Raw genomic sequence first — 16,845 nt, 5'->3', positions numbered from 1 at the left:
TCAGAAATACCCTTCCCGTTTGCGGTCTTCCATAGCGGCATCGCTGACCCGGTCATCAGCCCGGGTGGCCCCTCGCTCCGTGATCCGTGTGGACGCGACCTCTTTGACGATATCGGTGACGGTGCGTGCGCCGGAGAGGACGGCGCCGGTACAGGTCATGTCGCCGACCGTGCGGTAACGGACGGTCGCTTCATAGACCTCCGCGCCCGCTCCGGTTGGCTGGTAAGGGTTTTCGGCCAGCAGCATGCCATCGCGGGCGAAGACCCGCCGCCGGTGAGCGAAGTAGATGGACGGCACCTCGATCTCGTCGCGGTCGATGTAGCGCCACACGTCCAGCTCGGTCCAGTTCGACAGCGGGAACACGCGAATGTGTTCGCCGTTGCGGATCCGGGCGTTGAACAGGTTCCAAAGCTCGGGTCGCTGGATCTTCGGGTCCCACTGGCCGAACTCGTCGCGGAAAGAGAAGATCCTTTCCTTGGCGCGGGCCTTTTCCTCATCGCGGCGGGCGCCACCGAAAGCGGCATCGAAGCCGTTCTTGTCGATGGCGTCCAGCAGCGTGGTGGTCTGCAGCCGGTTGCGGCTAGCCCGCGGTCCGGTCTCCTCGGCCACCCGGCCGGTGTCGATCGAGTCCTGGACGGACGCGACGATCAGCCTCAGCCCCAGCTCGGCGACCCGCTTGTCCCGGTACTGCAACACCTCGGGAAAGTTGTGTCCGGTGTCCACATGCATCAACGGGAAGGGGATCGGGGCCGGCCGGAAAGCCTTCTGCGCCAGGCGAAGCAGGACGATCGAGTCCTTGCCGCCGGAGAACAGCAGCACCGGCCGCTGGAACTCCGCCGCCACCTCCCGCATGATGTGGATGGCCTCAGCTTCCAAAACTTCGATGCTCATGCCATAGCCTCCTTCGTCGGCCATGCCTGACGGTCCGCATGAGCGAATCCCAATCTCATGATTCGCTCCCGCAAGCGTGCGCTCATGTGATCCCCCGAGTGTTGCCGCCGTCGACCAAAAGCACGGTGCCGGTGACGAAGTTTGCGTGGCGGCTGGCGAGGAAGGCTGCGAGCGCGCCGAAGTCCTCGGGCTGGCCGATCTGGCCCAGCGGTACCTCGGCGGCGATTTCTTTAAGCGCTGTCTGCGGATCCACGCCCGAAGCGGTGGACCGTGCCGCGACGAAACCTTCGAACGCGGGCGTCTGATGCACGCCCGGGGCGAGCACGTTCACCGTGACACCGCTTGCGCCCAGGGTGTGCATGACGCCCTTGGCGAAGCCGAGCACGCCGAGCCTGGCCACCGCGGACATGGCGGTGCCCGGCAACGGCTGGCGCACCGCCTCCGAAGTGATCATCAGTATCCTTCCCCAGCCGGCCCGCCGCAGATGGGGCAGGGCAGCCAGGGTGATGGCGACGTGGGGCAGCGTGGAGCCGTCGAAGGCGCGGCGGTAATCGTCCACGGCGAAAGTGTCGGCCATGCCGTGCGGGACGCCGGGCGAGTTGGTGACCACCACGTGCAGCGCACCGAATTCGGCGACGGTTTGGTCGACCCAGCGCCGCACCGCCGCCTCATCGGTGACGTCCACGGTGGAGCTCAGCACCCGCCCGGGGCCCGCGCGGTCGACTTCCTGACGCGCGCGGGCCAGCCTGTCCGGGTCGCGGGCCGCCATCGAGACGTGCGCCCCTTCGGCGGCCAGCGCACGCGCGACCGCTAGGCCCAGCCCGCTGGACGCGCCCGCGACCAGACACACCCGGCCGGTCAGACCGAGGTCCATGACGGCTCTCCCCTCGCCAGCAGCGGGTACCGGTAGCGGCGCAGCAGGGGCAGCGCGAGAGCCGTGCTCACCGCGGAATGCCCAAGCGGCAACTCGGTGCGCCAGCGCTCGTCGGGCCGGATCGCCACCACGCCCTGGCTCAGCCTGTCCGGGTTGCCGGTGACGGTGTGGTTGACGCCCAGCGTCACCTTGCCGTCGTCGCCGACCGGCGACTCGTCGTCGAGCCCGGCGAAGCGCAGAACCTCGGCGACTATCCGTTTCGGCTCCCGGGTCAGATCCTCGTGGCGCACCCGCAGGTATCGCCCATTGGCGGCGTTGCCCACCAGTTCTGAGGCCACGTTGAAGCCGACCCAGTTCGAGGTGCTCGCCGCCGGGCTCATCGGATCGATGTACCGCTTGGCCCGAAGGTAGGAGTAGGCGGTGGCGCGCGGATCGCGAACGATGTGCACCACCCGCAAGTCCACATCGGAGCGTTGGAGCAGGGCCGCCGCCTCCGCCGGATATTTGGAGCTGTCCACGATCGCCCGCTCAGCGCCGCGCTCGGCGAGCGCGCGGTAGAGCGCGACCGTCCGATCCACGGCGGCACGCACCTCGTCGGGCGTGTGCGCCAGCCGGGCCCGGGTGTGCCGGGTGCGCAGGGCACGTCGCTGCCACGTCATCATCTGAGTGGCGAGCCGGCCCAGATCCGGCGTGTCCAGAGTGGACACCACCGACGACCATAGCGGGCATTGGCGCACCTGCTCACCGCAGCCGCACAGCGAGTTGGTGCCGTGCCGAAGCACGCCGTTCTTCCACAGGTAGTGCACCTCGCCCGCGTGCAGCACGCCTGGCAGCTCATTGAGCACGTTGCCGAGAATGGTGCTGCCGCTGCGAAGCCACCCGGTGATGTAGATGACCTTCACTGGCGATCGCCTCCCAGCAGAAGGAAGTGCTGTGGCAGATGGACAGCCAGGCCGACGGAGGTGCGGGCCTCGATGACGTCGCCGGTGAGGGCCAGCGACGACACGCTCGGGTCGAGCAGGGTGACCGCGGCCCGGAAGTCGCCGAGCAGAGCCTGCCCGCGGGGCATCATTCGGGTCCGGGCCACCTTGATGCCCGCTTCGGCCAGCCGCCCTAGGTGACCGCCCTGGACCAATCGCCAGTAGAGGGTGGGATGCATGACGATGCCGTCGCACGAGCCGCCGGTCTCCTCGACCGCGCCCGCCGCCTCGGTCAGCGCCTCACCCAGGTTGTCGAAGCTGGCCGGCTCCCGGCGGATCTCGGGCAGGTTCAGCAGCCCTTCGATCCGGCGGTCGGCCGTTCCGTGCAGCAGGGCCTGGTTCTCCACCACGCCGAGGCGGACCAGTACCCGATAATCGACAAACGCGGCCAGAAGGGCGGGGTCGTGGCGCAGGTCGGCCGGAACCGGCACCGCGATGCTCAGCTCGGTCAGCTCCGCGAACTCCACGCTGGGTACGAAGCCCGACTCCGGCGTAGTGGCGTAAGTCGTCCCGGCCACACCGTAGTCGGACTTCGGCGCCTCCCGGACGAAGGCGAGCGTGCGATCGGACACGGAGGCCACCTTCAACAGGTGCCGGACCGTGTACCGAGGCCGGGTCGCAAACAACGGGAAGGCGGCGGTCAGGTGTGCCCGGATCGGCACGACGACGTCCGGGCTTTCCCGGTATTGGGCGACCGCCCAGGCGAACTCCTCGCCGGGGCTGCGCCGGGTGAGGGTGGGGTCGGCCAGCGTCTGCCGGGTGACTTCCAGCGCGCTGGCGGTCGGTTGCATGGTTGTAGCCATTTGCATCTCTCCTTAGACGGCTTGGAGAACCGCGGATACGGTCAGTCCCAGCGCGGCCAGCGTTTCGTCGTGGCTGCCGCCCTCGGACGGCCAGTCGGTGCCGGCGTTGACACCGCGCACTTCTTGCAAGGGCAGCATCAGCGCCAGCGTGGCAGCGACGCTGCCGGCCGCGCGATGCTCCTCCACCACGACCAGCCGGCGCACGCCGGTCAGCTGCGGCAGGACCTCGGCGAGGCTTTCGGCGTCGACCCAGCACAGGTGGGCGTGGCCCAGCTCGGGTCGCTGTTTCGTTGCTGCGGCGCACAATTCGGTCGGCTTCTCACCGATGGACACCAGACACGTGTCGCCGCCGAGCGGGTTGAGCCAGCTGACCTCTCCACGGCCGGCCGGGGTGAACGGGATGTCGAAAACGTCGTTGCGGGCCAGCCTTACGTAGCACGGCCGGTCACCGGTGGCCGCTGTCCGGATCACCTCGCGGGTCTCGGCTTCCCCGGCCGGGACGGCAATCCGCAAGCCCGGCAGGCTCTGCACCACGGCCAGGTCCTCCAGGCAGTGGTGGGTGGGCCCGAACCAGGCGCCGGACACCCCGCCGTAGGGGCAGACCAAGACCACCGGCGCACCAAGGTAGCCGAGCCCGAGCTTGACGCTTTCCGCCGCCCGGAACGTGGCGAAGGTGGCGAAGGTGCTGACAAATGGGCGCAGCCCGGCGGAGGCCAAGCCGACGGCGATGTCCACAGCGGACGCCTCGGCGATGCCCAGGTTGAGGAATCGGTCCGGAATGCTGTCCCGGAAGGGGTGCGAGGCGCCGCCGAGATCGGCCTCCAGACACACGATCCGCGGATCGGCGGCGGCCAGCTCGGTCAGCTCGGCCCGATATGCCTCTCGTGCCGAAATCATGATTGGATCGCCGCCTTCCACTGTTTGGCCCGGGCCGGGCTCACCTTCACGTAGTGGGAGGCGGCCTTGCCCTCGGTGGCCGGCACGCCCTTGCCCTTGACGGTGGTGGCCAGCACGGCCTTCGGCTGGTCGCCGGGAACGATGGCCATCATCAGCTTTTCGATGTCATGTCCATCCACTTCGGACACTTCGAACCCGAAGGCGGCCAGCCGCGCGGGCAGATCGGTCAGCGGGGAGATGTCCGCGACGTAGCCGTCGTTCTGGCCACCGTTGCAGTCCACCACCACGGTCAGCCCGCCGATGCGCTTCGCCTGGGCGACCTGAAGCGCTTCCCAGACCAGGCCTTCCTGCAGCTCGCCGTCGCCGACCACGGCGATGGCGCCACCGGGCTGCCCGAGCAGCCGCCGCGAAAGAGCCCATCCGACCGCATAGGCCAGACCGTGGCCGAGACTTCCGGTGGGGAACCGCACGCCGGGGACTTTGGGGCTGGGGTGACCGGTGTAAGGCGAACCGGCGCGCCCATAGAGCGGCGCCGGGTTCTCCGCGATGACCCCGTTGACATGCAGCACCGCGTAAAGCGCGGCGGCGGCGTGCCCTTTGCTCAGCACCACCTCGGTGCCCGGCCGGGACCTGGCCACCGCGTAGGCAGCGACCAGGATGTCCAGCACGGACAGGCTCCCGCCGAGGTGACAGCCGACCTCGCTGGCGGCCATGTCGACGACCAGGCGGCGGGCCTGTGCCGCCTGGTCGTGCAGCAGATCTGTCTCGTTCATCAGTGCACACACCAATCCCGTACAGCTGCGGCCAGCACGGCTTTCGCCTGCCGATATTCACCGGCCGAGATCCGCTCGTCCGGAGTGTGGTCGAGCTTGGCGTCACCCGGCCCGTAGGCCACCATCGGCACCCCTCGCCAGGTGGTGGCGAGCGTGTTCATGTCACTGCTGCCCTTCTTGGCCAGCAGCCGCGGCGCCCCGCCGGTGACCGCGCGCAGAGCCCGGGTGAACGCCCTCACCAGCGGGTCGGTCCGCGGCGTGCTGACCGCGGGGGTGGCCAGCAGCAGCTCGGCGTCGCCGAAGGCGAGGAGCAGTTCGTCCACATCGACCTCCGGCGGCACCCGCACGTCGAGCACCGCGGACGCGGTCTGGGTCGCTCCCGAGCCGCCCGCGTCCAGATCGATGACCGCGAACAGGGCTTCCGGGCTGCATTTGCCGATCTGGGTCTGTACCTCGGTGATGGTGTCGACCAGCTGGCTTGCGGCCGTGCGCCTGCCAAGGCCCGCTGTGTGCCCGGCCGACTGCACCACCCGGATCCGCGCTTTGCAGACTCCGTGGTACCCGATGGTGAGCGCGCCGGATCCGCTTGGTTCCCCGACGATGACCGCGTCCGCCCGGTACAGGTCGCGGGCACAGAGCGCCCCGGCCGCGGTGCGTTCCTCCTCGACCGTGCCGACGACCCGTACCGTCACACCGTCGGGGATGTCCATCTCCACCAACGTTTCCAGGAAGACCGCCAGACTCGCCTTGGCGTCCACGCAGCCGCGCCCGGTGAGCACGTCGCCTTCCCAAGCCACCGGCCACCTGTACGGGACAGTGTCCATGTGGCCGAGCAGCAGCAACGTGCGCGGGCCGCAGCCGCGAGTGGCCACCAGGTTGCCGGCCGCATCGACGCTCGCCGACACGCCCCGGCCGGTGAGCCATTCCAGCAGAAACAGCGCGAGTTCGCGTTCATTGCCGGACACCGAGGAGATCTCCACCATCCGGGCGAGCAGATCGAGGTCCGGCTCCGGCGCGGGCGCCCGCCAGAAACGGGTGCCCCCATACGTGTTGACGGTATGCGGCCCGGTGATGGCCACGTCGCCCGTCCCGGCCAGGGCCAGCTCGGCGGCGCGCACCTTCTGCCGCATCCGCCCCCGGGCGTAGGCCATGCCGTCGCCTAGGCGCACGTGCGGCAGGGTGCTGCGCCGATCTTGCGGATCGGCCAGCAATCCCGGCGTCCCGGTCACCAGGCGCAGGTGGTCGGCGTCCAGGGCGCGAGCGATTTCGGCGGCGAGCACGTCGGCGTCCACGTTCAGTGGCGCACCTTCGTCGTCGGCGGCGACCGGCGGCGACACGCACACCACGTCGAAGACCGACAGCAGCTTGTCCAGACGCGACACCGCCACCTGGCTCACCACCCCGGCCCGGTGATCGCGCACCAGCCGCTGCCGGCCGTCCTCGACAACCCGCAGCGGGCGGTTCGGCGTACCGGTCACCAAAGATTCGGTGCTCGCGGTCGCCGCGTAGACGGTCAGGCCACGCTGCCCAAGCTCGTCGCTCACCCGCGTCAGGGTCAGCCGCTCATACGCCGCCACGATGTGCGGCATCTCTTCGGGCGGGCAATACCTGACCTCGTCGCCACTTGTCAGCTGTAATGTCCGCATTGGACGGTCGATGCTCGCGTAGTGGTCGGCGATGTCGGCCGCGCCGCCGGTGACCAGAAGAATCCGGGCACCGCTATGCCGCAGAACGGCTAGTTCGTCGTAGACCGCCGGATAGCGCAGGCTCGCACTGCCCACCTTCACCACATACAGCGGCGAATAGGGGGAGACGCTCGCCAGACCGGCGTTATTCATCACGGCCATCCGCTTGCCTCCGCAAGTCCAAGTCGTTCGTCCAAGCCGTAGACGCGGTTGAGGGCCTGTACCGCCTGACCCGCGCCACCCTTGATGAGGTTGTCCAGTGTGGACACCGCGACCCACCGGTCTTCGTCGACAGCGACGCCGACCTCGGCGACGTTGGAACCCACCACCGTCTTGAGCATCGGCATCGACATCGGGGTACGCCCGTTGGCCACCCGGACGAAAGGTGTGTCCGCATAAGCCTTCGCGTAAGCCCGCCGCACATCGCCATCTTCGGCGCCGGGCAGGAGCCGCCCATACGCGGCGACCATGACACCCCGCGCGACGGGCAGGCTGAACGTGGAGAACTGGAGGTCGGGTGTGTGCCCGGTCAGGTCGGTGAGCGCCTGGCGCACCTCGGGCGCGTGCCGGTGCCCGTGCAGCTTGTGTACGCGCACGTTTCCCTCGCGCACCGCGGGATGCTCGACGCTGCCGCTCCCGCTACCGCTGGATCCGGTCTTGGCGTCCACCACCACTTGCGGCGCGGCCAGACCGTCGCGGAACAGCGGATACAGCGCGTAGAGAGTCGCCGCCGCCATGCAGCCGGGCAGGTTCAGCACCGGCTCGATCGGCTTGCCACAGAACTCCGGAACCCAGTAAGGGATCGGATGCCGCCAGCCGCCGGCCGACTCGGGATAGTGCTTGGCCACCTCGCCGGGCTCGCGCAGCCGGAAATCCCCGGCCACGTTGACCACCAGATCGGCCTTGCCCGACACCTCTTCCAGGATGCCCGGCAGCGTCCCGTTGGGCAGACACGCCACCGCCACATCCACTTTGGACAGCTCGTCGATCGAGCGCATTCGGCGCTCGCCCGCGGCCGAGTTGCGCAGCCCTGGCACCACCTGCCCGACGCGCTGGCCGGCGTGCCGCGCGGAGGAGATGAACTTCAGCTCCACCTGCGGGTGCCCGGCCAGCAGCCGGATCAGCTCGGCCCCGATGAACCCGCTGCCGCCCAGGACGGCCACGGTGATCCGCTCAGTCATACCGGGACCTCGCTCGCTATCGTCGCGAGCACCCGATCCCGCACGTACGCGGCAACGTGCCCCGCGATGTCGACGCCATGGATCTCCGAGGACCGGGCGAATTCGGGATTGGTGTTGACCTCCAGCACGAACTTCTCGCCGGTCTCCACCGACTCCACCAGATCGATGCCGTAGAACCCGGGACCGAAACAGTCGACGACGCGCTTGCACAGCTCGCGCGATATGTCCGACACCGGGATGGGTTCCACCCGGCCGCCCTGATGAGTGTTGGTCACCAATCCCGGACTGATCTGCCTGTACGCCACCACCGGCCGGTAGCCGACCACGTGAACGCGCTCGTTGAACCCGGGCTTGGGCACATACTGCTGCACCACCACCGGGAATCCTTTGCCCAGCGGGTCCAGTGCCTCCCGGCCACCGGCCCACGCGTCGAGCTGGGCCTCATCGGCGACGCGCACCACGCCGCGTCCCCACGATCCGCTGATCGGCTTGAGCACCGCGTCCCCGCCGAGCAGCGCCACGTACTCGCGGACCTGCTCGACGGAGAACGCGATGTGGGTCACCGGATGCGCGACGCCTGCCCGCTTGAACGCGATCGCCTGCAGGTCCTTGTTCAGGCACAGGCGCACCGCCCCCGGCGTGTTGAGCGTCTCGATGCCGGCCTGTTCGAAGCGGTCCGACATGGTGGCCAGCTCGCGGTGGGAAACGTTGCGCAGCAACACAAATCGCGGTCGCGGCGCGGTGTCGTTGAGGAAGGCCGCGGTGTGCCTGGGCGTCACCGTCCGCGCCGTGAGCCCGGTCGCCTGGAGCGCCCGCAGGAGCAATCGCTCCTCCGGACGCACCATGGTGACCGAGACCAGCACCTCGGTCATCTCATTCACCCCAGTCCTCCTCGATCTCGGGTGCGCGATCGAGCTGAATGTTCGGGGTCACCTCGGTGACCTCGTGCTCCTGCCCGCAGCCGCGGCAGGACAGGATGTCGCCCAGTTCGGTCTCGGTCGGCACGAGGATGTCGGTATCACATTCAAGGCAGACGGGTGCCGTCGTCACATTCGCCATGGGAGTCCTCCGGATTTCTCAAGCCCGCTCGAAATCGACAATCATCATGTCCCGGATCGCGGTCGTCGCATCGTCCGGGCTGATCGGGGTAACCTCGTGTTCCATCGTTTGGTCGTTGACCACCAGGGATTCCATCGGCAGCAACAGGGTGTGTTCCAGCGATGGTTCGCTTTCGCCCTTGCCGAACAGCCGGCTAAGGCCGCCGGCACAATTCTCCCGGCCGATGAGATGCATGATCACGTAGTCGTGGCCGTCGCTGTGCCGCCCCTCCGGCGCCGGTGCCGAAGTGGTGTCACCGGTGGCCAGCACACGAATCGCGTGGACGGTGATCAGCCAATCGGCTTGGCCGGGTTCCAGCTGCCGGATCAGGTTGAGGTCGAACGCGATGGTGGCCTGGAAGCATGCATTGTCATACGTTTTTCCCAGGATCGGCTCGAACACCCGAACCTGGCCGCCGTAAACCCGATTCACGTCCTTGTCTTGGACGAACGCCTTATTTGGCAGGCGTTCCAGCGAACCGTCACCGCGCGCCAGCAGATGTCCCAGCCGACGATATCGAGATGTGCGGTGGCCTGGTTTGACATACGGGTCGATCGGCAGATCGTCCCAGGCATTCGCGAATTCCTGCCAATCAGTATTCGTCGATACCGGTAGTTGCCCGTAGCTCCAGCCCTTTTCCGCGACATCCTCCGGACGCGGCAAGATTGCATTCTCTATGCGCATTGCCGTACCTCCCTTCTCGCCCTTGCATGAAGCTACAAGCGAGGAGGTACTCCGGTGTCTGGCCGCGCATTACTCAATGCCTTCGCTATACGCACCTATTGCGCAGCGGTTGCCCTCTCAGTGGTTGCCGCGTGCGGCGCGGCGGCGCTCGGTGAGGCGGCGCGCCTTGACCGTGCTGCCGCAGTCGGCCATGCGGCACCAGCGGCGGGATCCGTTGCGGCTCTGGTCGAGGAACAGCCATCCGCAGCCGCCTTCGAGCATCGGACAGCGGCGCACCCGGGTCAGGTCGGCCGCGCGCAGCACATCGATTGCGGCTTCAGCGATCCTGTCCGGAACCAGCATTGCCGCCACGGTGCCGTAGGCGAGCCGCACCCGCGGCGGATCGCCCTTGTCGAGCACCAGAGCGGCACGGGCGACTGCCCCGGACCACCGCTCGTGCAGCTCCACCAGCGCGGCTCCGGCCGCGATCGGGTCGCCGGCAGCCGGGTCGCCCGGGGCACCCGGCTCCTCACCGTCCGCGGCCGAGATCGCGGCGAGCAGCACGAGGTGCAGCCCTTCGCGAATGTCTCGCACCGCGGCCAGCCCCGCGTGTGCCACCGCGGGGTCGTCGCGCCAGACCCGACGAACACGGTTGACCTCCGCGTCGCTGATCAGGCCCGCCAGGGCCGTCCAGCGCAGCAACGCGGAGGTGTCACACATGAAGTCGTAGGGCGGCGGCTCGCCCTCGACCGGCTCGCCTCTTTCGAGGGTGTTGACCAGATCGAGCGCGGGGTGCCCACCGACCATCGGCAGCTGGCAGACGTCGAGTTGCATCCGCCCATGCTACCACCTAAACCTTCAATGAAGGTTGCACGACGTCAACCTCTTTGGAAGGCATGCGAAGCGGCGCCAGCGGCCAAGACCGTTTGGCCACGGGGGTTGGCCGGAACGGGGCACGCTGGCGCCGGCATTGCGGCGGACGGTGGTGGCACCACCTGAATCAAACGGCCGCCTGCGTTATCCGATGCCTGTCCTGATGTGCGTCGGCAACCGATCGCACGATGTCATCAAGGCCGTAGCGGGCCTGATATCCGATGAGCTCGCGGGCCAGCGACAGGTCCGGCATCCGCCGGCGCATGTCCTCGAAACCCGCGCCGTAAGCCTCGTCGTATGGCACCAAACGGATGTCGCTGCCCGATCCGGTGATCTGTCTGACCTTCTCCGCCAGCCCCCGGATGGAGATCTCCTCCCGGCCGCCGAGGTTCACCGCCTTTCCGAACGCCGCCGGGGTCGTCAGCAGCGCCACCATGGCGGGCACCACGTCGTACACCGATCCGAAACACCGGCGCTGGTTACCATCCCCGTACACGGTGATGGGTTCGCCGCGCAGCGCCTGCTTGACGAACCGGGGCAGGACCATGCCGTACCGGCCGGTCTGCCGCGGCCCGACAACGTTGAAAAGCCGATAGCTCACGCACGGTGTCCCCGTCTCCGTGCCACGAATGTGTGCCATCAGCTCGTCGAGGCCTTTAGCCGCCGCGTAGGACCATCGGCTCAGCAAAGGCGAACCGAGGATCCGGTCGGCGTCCTCGTGCAGCCCGTCGGCGTCGTTCTTGCCATACACCTCGCTCGTCGACGCGATGGCGAACGGAACCCCGTGCTGCACCGCCGCTTCGACGACGTTCTCGGTGCCCTGAAGGTTGACCCGCAGCGAATGCAGGGGACTGTTGATGATGGTCTGGACGCCGACCGCCGCGGCCAGATGGAAGACCGCGTCCTTGCCCCTGACCCCCTCGCTCACCGCGGCCGGGTCGAGGATCGAGCCCTCCACCAGGCGCAGGTTGCCAGAGTCCAGACAGCCGGCGAGGTTGGCCGCCGAGCCGGTCGTGAAGTCGTCAAGCGCGGTTACCTCATGGCCTTTGCCGACCAGGAATTCACATAGGTGGGAGCCGATGAACCCGGCGCCCCCGGTGACAAGAATCTTCATGGGCTCCCTTTCGGTAGTACCGGATCAGGCCGCACATCGCATGATGTGATAGGCCTCGGCCAGTGCGAAGCCGCCCTGCATGCCACGCAACACGGCAAGGCTGCGCAGGGTCTGCTCCGAGCGGGTGTGCGGATGTTCGTGGATCTGGGTGGCGTAAAGCTGCAGTGCCCCGAGTTTGCTGTCGAGGTCCTCCTCGGCGAGCTCGACCAGCAGGTTGGGCATGGGCGCCGCATCGTATCGCCATTGGTCGGCCGCCTCCTCGTAGGAGAGCACGAGCTCGGGGTGGTGGCGCAGCCGGGCGTTGGACGGCCGCATCGCCGTGTGCGCCGCCTCGGCCACCGCCTGGTGGTCCTGGTTGTAACTGGTGCGGTGCGGGGCGATCACCACCGTGGGCCGCAGCTTGGCGATGGACAGCGGGCTTTCCTGCTCCACCATGTTGGAAAGCTCAACCCGCGGAATCAGATCGAGCCGCAGATGGTATTCGTCGCCGGGAAAGGCGATGTGCCAGCCGTCCCATTGCTGGTATTCGGCGACCTGCTTGATTTCGATGTGCCGTTCCTCCGGCGAGGAACTCAGGCACGAGGAGCGGTCGGTGGTGTGCCCGACCGTGAGGAACTGGATGAAGACCTCAGCGCCGGCGGCCTTCGCCTTGTGGAGAAGCCCGCCGCAGCCGAGAATCTCGTCATCGGGATGCGGCGAAAGAACCAGAATTCGCTGCTGCGACCAGGTGAACGTCATCGTGTTGCCCATTTCCGTGAGTCGTTTTCAAGCGTGTCAGAGGCGCTCGACGTTCTTGTGCCGCCCTAGCAGGCCGCGGGTGTCGAGCACCAGCCGGGACCGTTGGGCGATGGCCTCCAGGTCGAAGGCGGTGTGCCCCTGAAGCAGCACGACCGCGTCGCAGTCGGCCACCGCGTGCAGCGGAGCCTCGATCGGGGTGATGGCCACCTCGTCGACCGTCCACACCGGAACGTGGGGATCGGCGAAACACAACTCGGCGCCGAGCTTGAGCAGCTCCCGGGCCAGCGGGAGAGCAGGGGTCTCCCGATCGTCGGCGATGTCCGGCTTGTAGGTCACCCCCAGCAGCATCACTCGGGCGCCCTTGACCGACTTGCCCTCCCGATTGAGGGCCCGCTGCAGACGGCTGACGACGTACTTCGGCATCCGCCCATTGATCTCCTGTGCGGTCTCGGCCAGCCGGAAGGCGTAGCCCAATTTGCGGACCGTATAAGACAGATAGGAGGGGTCCACCGGAATGCAGTGCCCGCCCACCCCCGGGCCGGGCAGGAACTTGTGGAACCCGAACGGCTTGGTGGCGGCCGCCTCGATGGTCTCCCACAGATCGATGCCCAGCTCGTCGCAGAAGATGGCCATCTCGTTCACGAGGGCTATGTTCACGTTGCGGTAGGTGTTTTCCAGCAGCTTGGCCATCTCGGCTTCGCGCGGCCCCGTGGTGGGCACCACCGTCGAAACGAACTGCCCGTAGAAGGTGGTGGCGTGGTCACGGCAGCGCTCGGTCAGGCCGCCAATGACCTTCGGCGTGTTCTTCAATCCAAATTGGTGGTTGCCCGGATCGATGCGCTCGGGCGAGTACACCAGGCTGAAGTCACGTCCCGCGATGAGACCCGACTCCTCCAGGATCGGCCGCACCACGTCCTCGGTCGTTCCCGGGTACGTCGTCGACTCCAGCGCGACCAGTGTGCCCGGCGTCAGGTAGCCGGCCACCATGCGGGCCGCGCTTCGCACGGCCGACAGGTCCGGACCGTAATCGTCGTTGAGTGGAGTCGGTACACAAATGACAATGGCTGCGCTCTGGGAAAGCGCCTCCGGATCCGTGGTGGCCCGAAAGCCGGCGGCGAGCATCTCCCCGAGATCGTCCTTGGAAATGTCGTCCACATAGGAATCCCCGCCGTTGAGCATCTCGACCCGGGTGGGGTCGATGTCCACTCCGACCGCCCGAAGCCCCACCCCCACCGCCTCTTTCGCCAGCGGCAGGCCAACATAGCCGAGCCCCACCACTGCCACGTCATACACGCGAACCCTCTCCCCCGTCGATCCATTCAACACGGAAGCAGCGATCACGCTTTCCCGATCGACCAACCGATGCGGCTGAGGAGCATTCAGTACCGAAGTATTCGATTCTTGTCTCATGATCGCCTCATCTCGACCCGACCTAATTCCTCTATCCGTTCACAAAAAGCAACGTACTCCGGCTGCGGTACCTGTCCTCGATCGTGCGCGCTACTCAATACGATTCATGGAACCGCTCATTGCGATACTCATGTGTCCTAATAGGTCTGAGCCCACACACGGTTCAGGCCCGAGGCGGAAAACCGCTTCGGGCCTGTGGTCAATCGTTGCGCGGTCAGTGGGTCAGCTGGCGGCCCCGGATGACATCGTTGATGACAAAGAAGTTGATGGTCGGGACGACCCCGAGCAGCCGGGTGATCGGTGTGTCGTATTTACGCGCCATGTATTGGTAGTTGGCGACGGCGTCGCCGTGCAGCTCGTCCCAGTCCCGCGGGTGCGGCCAGTGCAAGCACATCGCTTCGCGGTTGAGGAACATGCGGGCGCCTTCGCGGTGCAGCCGGTAGCCGAGGTCGACATCCTCGCCGCCCCATGCCCGGAAAGCGTCATCGAAACCGCCGGCTCGCCGAAGCACCTCGGTGGGGATGGAAGCGTTGAACGTCCAATACATCAGCCAGGGTGCGGGCGCGGTCGCGCAGTCGTCGCCTTCGCGTTCGAAGAACTCCTCGCGGATGTCGCCGTACAGACCTTCCTTGCGCCACAACTCGATGGTCCCGTCCACATCGCTCAGATCGGTGGACTCCGCAACCTCTTTGGCGTTCTCGTTGTTGAGGCTGTAGCCGTAGACATACCCGATCACAGCGGCGGGGCCGTCCGTGGCTTCGTGACTGGCAAGGTGGGCGCGCAGGCATCCGGAGTGGGCCAGCACCCCCGAATCCATGAAGACCGTGATGTCGGCCTTGACATTGGCTATCCCGACGTTGCGCGCCCCCGCGGCCCGATAACCCTCGTCCTCCTGGAAGAAGTAACGCAGGTTCATCCGGTCCATGTATTCCTTCACCACTTCCGCGGTGTCGTCGGATGATCCGTCGTCGATCACCAGCACCTCGTAGTCGTCATGATCCAGGTCCTGGTGGACAAGGGACTCAAGCGTGAGTCGCAAGATGTCCGAGCGGTTGTAGGTCGGGATCACTACGGAGAGTTTCATTGCTTCTCCTTCTCTTTAGGATCATTTCGTCACAGATCAGCAACGCGAGCGCCGCAGCTATCAGCAGCCCGCCGAACAACGGGATGACCCGCACGCCGGCCCACGCCAGCAGGCCCGCGCCGATGAACGAACCGGTGGCGAGACCGAAATTGAACGCCACGCTCAGACCGGCCGACGCCATGTCGGTGGTCGACGGGGCGACCAGCATGATGCGATGCTGGATCCCGGCGATCAGCGAGCTGAACGACATGCCCGCGATGGCGAGCAACGGGATCGTCAACACCTTGCTCGCGCCCACCGCGTAGAGGCCAAGCATCGCGAAGGCATTCAGCCCGAGCAGCCCGAGCACCACGCCGAGCGGGAACCTGTCCAGCACTCGGCCCACCCCCCACGTGCCCACCACGCCGAAAGAGCCCTGCACAAAGAGCAACAGGCCGAGCGAGGCCGCCACAAACCCGCTGACGTCGAGCAGGAAGACAGTCATGTAGGTAAACGCACCCATGGCACCGGTGACCGCCAGTATGGTCGCGATGAGCAGCACCACGAATCGATGCCGGTCGGGCATGGCCCCGGTGTCGCCGTCACTCTCCTGCATTTTGATGTTCGGCAGGAGCACCGCCACCGCGATGCACGTGACCAGGGCGAGCAGGGCCATCGAGGCGAAAGCTGACCGCCACCCGGCGACCCCACCCAGCCACGTGCACAGCGGCACGCCAACGACCGGACCGAGCGCGTTGCCGATCGACAGCCTCGCCACGACCCGCCCCCGCACGTTCGACGGGAACATCGAAATCGCCGTCGGGAAAACCACCGCCCAGAAAACGCCGTTGATCGCCGCCGACAACAGCCGCGCCGCGAGCAACACCTCGTAAGAGGTGGCCAGCGCCGAAATCGTCGTCGTCACCGCGAACAAAGCCAGCGCCGCCGTGAGCAGCGGCCGCCGCGGCACCCGCCGGGTAACCCTGGTCAATGGCACCGCGAAAATCATGACCACCAGCGCATACCCGGTCACCAGCAGACCCGTCACCGACTGCGAACGCCCCAGGTCCGGTGCGATGAGGGTAAGCAGCCCAATGGGAAGGACTTCGGTGGTCACGTAGCAAAAAGTCGCGACAGACAGCGCGATGAGGGCATAGGTCGCGCGTCGTTGAGGGTTCATCGACTACCTCCTCCAGTCCTGGACAATGTGTAGCAAGCGGCCGTCACCCAAGTGTGATGGAATTCGATACTCGACCAGCTCAATGCCATTACTCAATCACCGTGCCCAACATCATGCAACCGTCTATATGAAGTTTGGTGGTAGCATTTATCCATCAGTGTAGTCTATTTTCAGACTGATCCTGCTTGATCGCGCAGTTTGGCTACCACCAACATGCACTTTGCTGAACAGATCTTGCCGCGGCCGTCCCGGTCGGACTCTCCCCTGCCGCCTTCTACCCTTCTAGCACCCTCTCCACACCGACAAGACCCAGTCAGTTCTTGTTATCCCCCACCACCATTGCGCCGGTCCGAAGTGGTCCCTCGCCGTATCTCCCGGCGGCAACGCCACCTCCGTGCATGGCCACCCCCCGGCGGCTCCGCCTGCCACGCCAGGACCTGCACCTCCCACGCCCGCCTCACACTGCCGCACCTCGGCCCGCTCCTCGTCGCGCCCCTTGCTATCCAGGCCTCATCGCCGACCGCTGCCCGGCTGCCGCCGTGATCCGATTGCCTCCCCTGCCACGCCCTCCCGGCTGCAAGATCCACGCATCTGGAATTGTCGGTGGGTGTGGGTAGCCTCG

At 66.9% G+C, this 16,845-nt stretch carries 17 protein-coding genes; all 17 read right to left on the bottom strand.

Annotated features, from left to right (window positions below; translation table 11 throughout):
- On the bottom strand, positions 1–915 hold the full coding sequence (gene cysD, locus Rhe02_RS39090) for a sulfate adenylyltransferase subunit CysD (protein ID WP_203913535.1): 915 nt from the start codon (positions 913–915) through the stop codon (positions 1–3).
- 58 nt (positions 916–973) lie between these two features.
- The gene (locus Rhe02_RS39085) at positions 974–1,765 is read right to left on the bottom strand and encodes an SDR family oxidoreductase (RefSeq protein ID WP_203913534.1); all 792 of its coding nucleotides are present in this window, start codon (positions 1,763–1,765) and stop codon (positions 974–976) included.
- Positions 1,750–2,667, bottom strand: a complete 918-nt coding sequence (locus tag Rhe02_RS39080) for a sulfotransferase (protein WP_203913533.1) — start codon at positions 2,665–2,667, stop codon at positions 1,750–1,752. Before Rhe02_RS39080 ends, Rhe02_RS39085 begins: the two co-directional genes overlap by 16 nt.
- Positions 2,664–3,548 (bottom strand): family 3 encapsulin nanocompartment shell protein, encoded by an 885-nt coding sequence (locus Rhe02_RS39075; protein ID WP_239124334.1) that lies wholly within the window; start codon positions 3,546–3,548, stop codon positions 2,664–2,666. Before Rhe02_RS39075 ends, Rhe02_RS39080 begins: the two co-directional genes overlap by 4 nt.
- Positions 3,549–3,560: 12 nt before the next feature.
- A complete protein-coding gene (locus Rhe02_RS39070) occupies positions 3,561–4,445 on the bottom strand; it encodes a transketolase family protein (protein WP_239124333.1) in 885 nt (294 codons plus the stop codon).
- On the bottom strand, positions 4,442–5,218 hold the full coding sequence (locus Rhe02_RS39065; protein ID WP_203913532.1) for a thiamine pyrophosphate-binding protein: 777 nt from the start codon (positions 5,216–5,218) through the stop codon (positions 4,442–4,444). Before Rhe02_RS39065 ends, Rhe02_RS39070 begins: the two co-directional genes overlap by 4 nt.
- Positions 5,218–7,065 carry a M20/M25/M40 family metallo-hydrolase gene (locus tag Rhe02_RS39060; protein WP_239124332.1) on the bottom strand — a complete coding sequence of 616 codons (1,848 nt, stop codon included), beginning with the start codon at positions 7,063–7,065 and terminating at the stop codon, positions 5,218–5,220. Before Rhe02_RS39060 ends, Rhe02_RS39065 begins: the two co-directional genes overlap by 1 nt.
- The gene (gene argC / locus Rhe02_RS39055) at positions 7,056–8,084 is read right to left on the bottom strand and encodes an N-acetyl-gamma-glutamyl-phosphate reductase (protein WP_203913531.1); all 1,029 of its coding nucleotides are present in this window, start codon (positions 8,082–8,084) and stop codon (positions 7,056–7,058) included. The genes Rhe02_RS39060 and argC overlap by 10 nt, the downstream gene beginning before the upstream one ends.
- Entirely contained in the window at positions 8,081–8,956 is an 876-nt protein-coding gene (locus Rhe02_RS39050; RefSeq protein ID WP_203913554.1) for an ATP-grasp domain-containing protein, read from the bottom strand. Before Rhe02_RS39050 ends, argC begins: the two co-directional genes overlap by 4 nt.
- A 1-nt stretch (position 8,957) precedes the next feature.
- On the bottom strand, positions 8,958–9,143 hold the full coding sequence (locus tag Rhe02_RS39045) for a lysine biosynthesis protein LysW (RefSeq protein WP_203913530.1): 186 nt from the start codon (positions 9,141–9,143) through the stop codon (positions 8,958–8,960).
- Positions 9,144–9,161: 18 nt separating this feature from the next.
- Complete coding sequence (locus Rhe02_RS39040; protein ID WP_203913529.1) at positions 9,162–9,845, bottom strand: 2OG-Fe dioxygenase family protein; 684 nt, start codon at positions 9,843–9,845, stop codon at positions 9,162–9,164.
- 138 nt (positions 9,846–9,983) lie between these two features.
- The gene (locus Rhe02_RS39035) at positions 9,984–10,679 is read right to left on the bottom strand and encodes a CGNR zinc finger domain-containing protein (RefSeq protein ID WP_203913528.1); all 696 of its coding nucleotides are present in this window, start codon (positions 10,677–10,679) and stop codon (positions 9,984–9,986) included.
- Between the two features lie 166 nt (positions 10,680–10,845).
- Entirely contained in the window at positions 10,846–11,832 is a 987-nt protein-coding gene (locus tag Rhe02_RS39030; protein WP_203913527.1) for an NAD-dependent epimerase/dehydratase family protein, read from the bottom strand.
- Between the two features lie 24 nt (positions 11,833–11,856).
- Positions 11,857–12,570, bottom strand: a complete 714-nt coding sequence (locus Rhe02_RS39025; protein ID WP_203913526.1) for a PIG-L deacetylase family protein — start codon at positions 12,568–12,570, stop codon at positions 11,857–11,859.
- A gap of 36 nt (positions 12,571–12,606) precedes the next feature.
- A complete protein-coding gene (locus Rhe02_RS39020; RefSeq protein ID WP_239124331.1) occupies positions 12,607–13,863 on the bottom strand; it encodes a nucleotide sugar dehydrogenase in 1,257 nt (418 codons plus the stop codon).
- A 331-nt stretch (positions 13,864–14,194) separates the two neighbouring features.
- Complete coding sequence (locus tag Rhe02_RS39015; RefSeq protein ID WP_203913524.1) at positions 14,195–15,064, bottom strand: glycosyltransferase; 870 nt, start codon at positions 15,062–15,064, stop codon at positions 14,195–14,197.
- Positions 15,003–16,223: an MFS transporter gene (locus Rhe02_RS39010; RefSeq protein ID WP_203913523.1), complete on the bottom strand. Its 1,221-nt coding sequence runs from the start codon at positions 16,221–16,223 to the stop codon at positions 15,003–15,005. The genes Rhe02_RS39015 and Rhe02_RS39010 overlap by 62 nt, the downstream gene beginning before the upstream one ends.
- Positions 16,224–16,845 lie beyond the last annotated feature (622 nt).

Source organism: Rhizocola hellebori (assembly GCF_016862955.1).
Classification (GTDB): Bacteria; Actinomycetota; Actinomycetes; order Mycobacteriales; family Micromonosporaceae; genus Rhizocola; species Rhizocola hellebori.
The sequence above is the reverse complement of the archived record's forward strand: the minus strand, read 5'-3'. Positions and strand labels throughout refer to the sequence as shown.

Bases quoted from the DNA above. Each gene is read 5' to 3' on its own strand.
- Rhe02_RS39015 (WP_203913524.1), bottom strand. From the start codon at position 15,064: ATGAAACTCTCCGTAGTGATCCCGACCTACAACCGCTCGGACATCTTG.
- Rhe02_RS39010 (WP_203913523.1), bottom strand. From the start codon at position 16,223: ATGAACCCTCAACGACGCGCGACCTATGCCCTCATCGCGCTGTCTGTC.
- Rhe02_RS39030 (WP_203913527.1), bottom strand. From the start codon at position 11,832: ATGAAGATTCTTGTCACCGGGGGCGCCGGGTTCATCGGCTCCCACCTA.
- cysD (WP_203913535.1), bottom strand. From the start codon at position 915: ATGGCCGACGAAGGAGGCTATGGCATGAGCATCGAAGTTTTGGAAGCT.
- Rhe02_RS39035 (WP_203913528.1), bottom strand. From the start codon at position 10,679: ATGCAACTCGACGTCTGCCAGCTGCCGATGGTCGGTGGGCACCCCGCG.
- Rhe02_RS39075 (WP_239124334.1), bottom strand. From the start codon at position 3,548: ATGGCTACAACCATGCAACCGACCGCCAGCGCGCTGGAAGTCACCCGG.
- argC (WP_203913531.1), bottom strand. From the start codon at position 8,084: ATGACTGAGCGGATCACCGTGGCCGTCCTGGGCGGCAGCGGGTTCATC.
- Rhe02_RS39070 (WP_239124333.1), bottom strand. From the start codon at position 4,445: ATGATTTCGGCACGAGAGGCATATCGGGCCGAGCTGACCGAGCTGGCC.
- Rhe02_RS39050 (WP_203913554.1), bottom strand. From the start codon at position 8,956: ATGACCGAGGTGCTGGTCTCGGTCACCATGGTGCGTCCGGAGGAGCGA.
- Rhe02_RS39025 (WP_203913526.1), bottom strand. From the start codon at position 12,570: ATGACGTTCACCTGGTCGCAGCAGCGAATTCTGGTTCTTTCGCCGCAT.
- Rhe02_RS39065 (WP_203913532.1), bottom strand. From the start codon at position 5,218: ATGAACGAGACAGATCTGCTGCACGACCAGGCGGCACAGGCCCGCCGC.
- Rhe02_RS39060 (WP_239124332.1), bottom strand. From the start codon at position 7,065: ATGGCCGTGATGAATAACGCCGGTCTGGCGAGCGTCTCCCCCTATTCG.
- Rhe02_RS39045 (WP_203913530.1), bottom strand. From the start codon at position 9,143: ATGGCGAATGTGACGACGGCACCCGTCTGCCTTGAATGTGATACCGAC.
- Rhe02_RS39085 (WP_203913534.1), bottom strand. From the start codon at position 1,765: ATGGACCTCGGTCTGACCGGCCGGGTGTGTCTGGTCGCGGGCGCGTCC.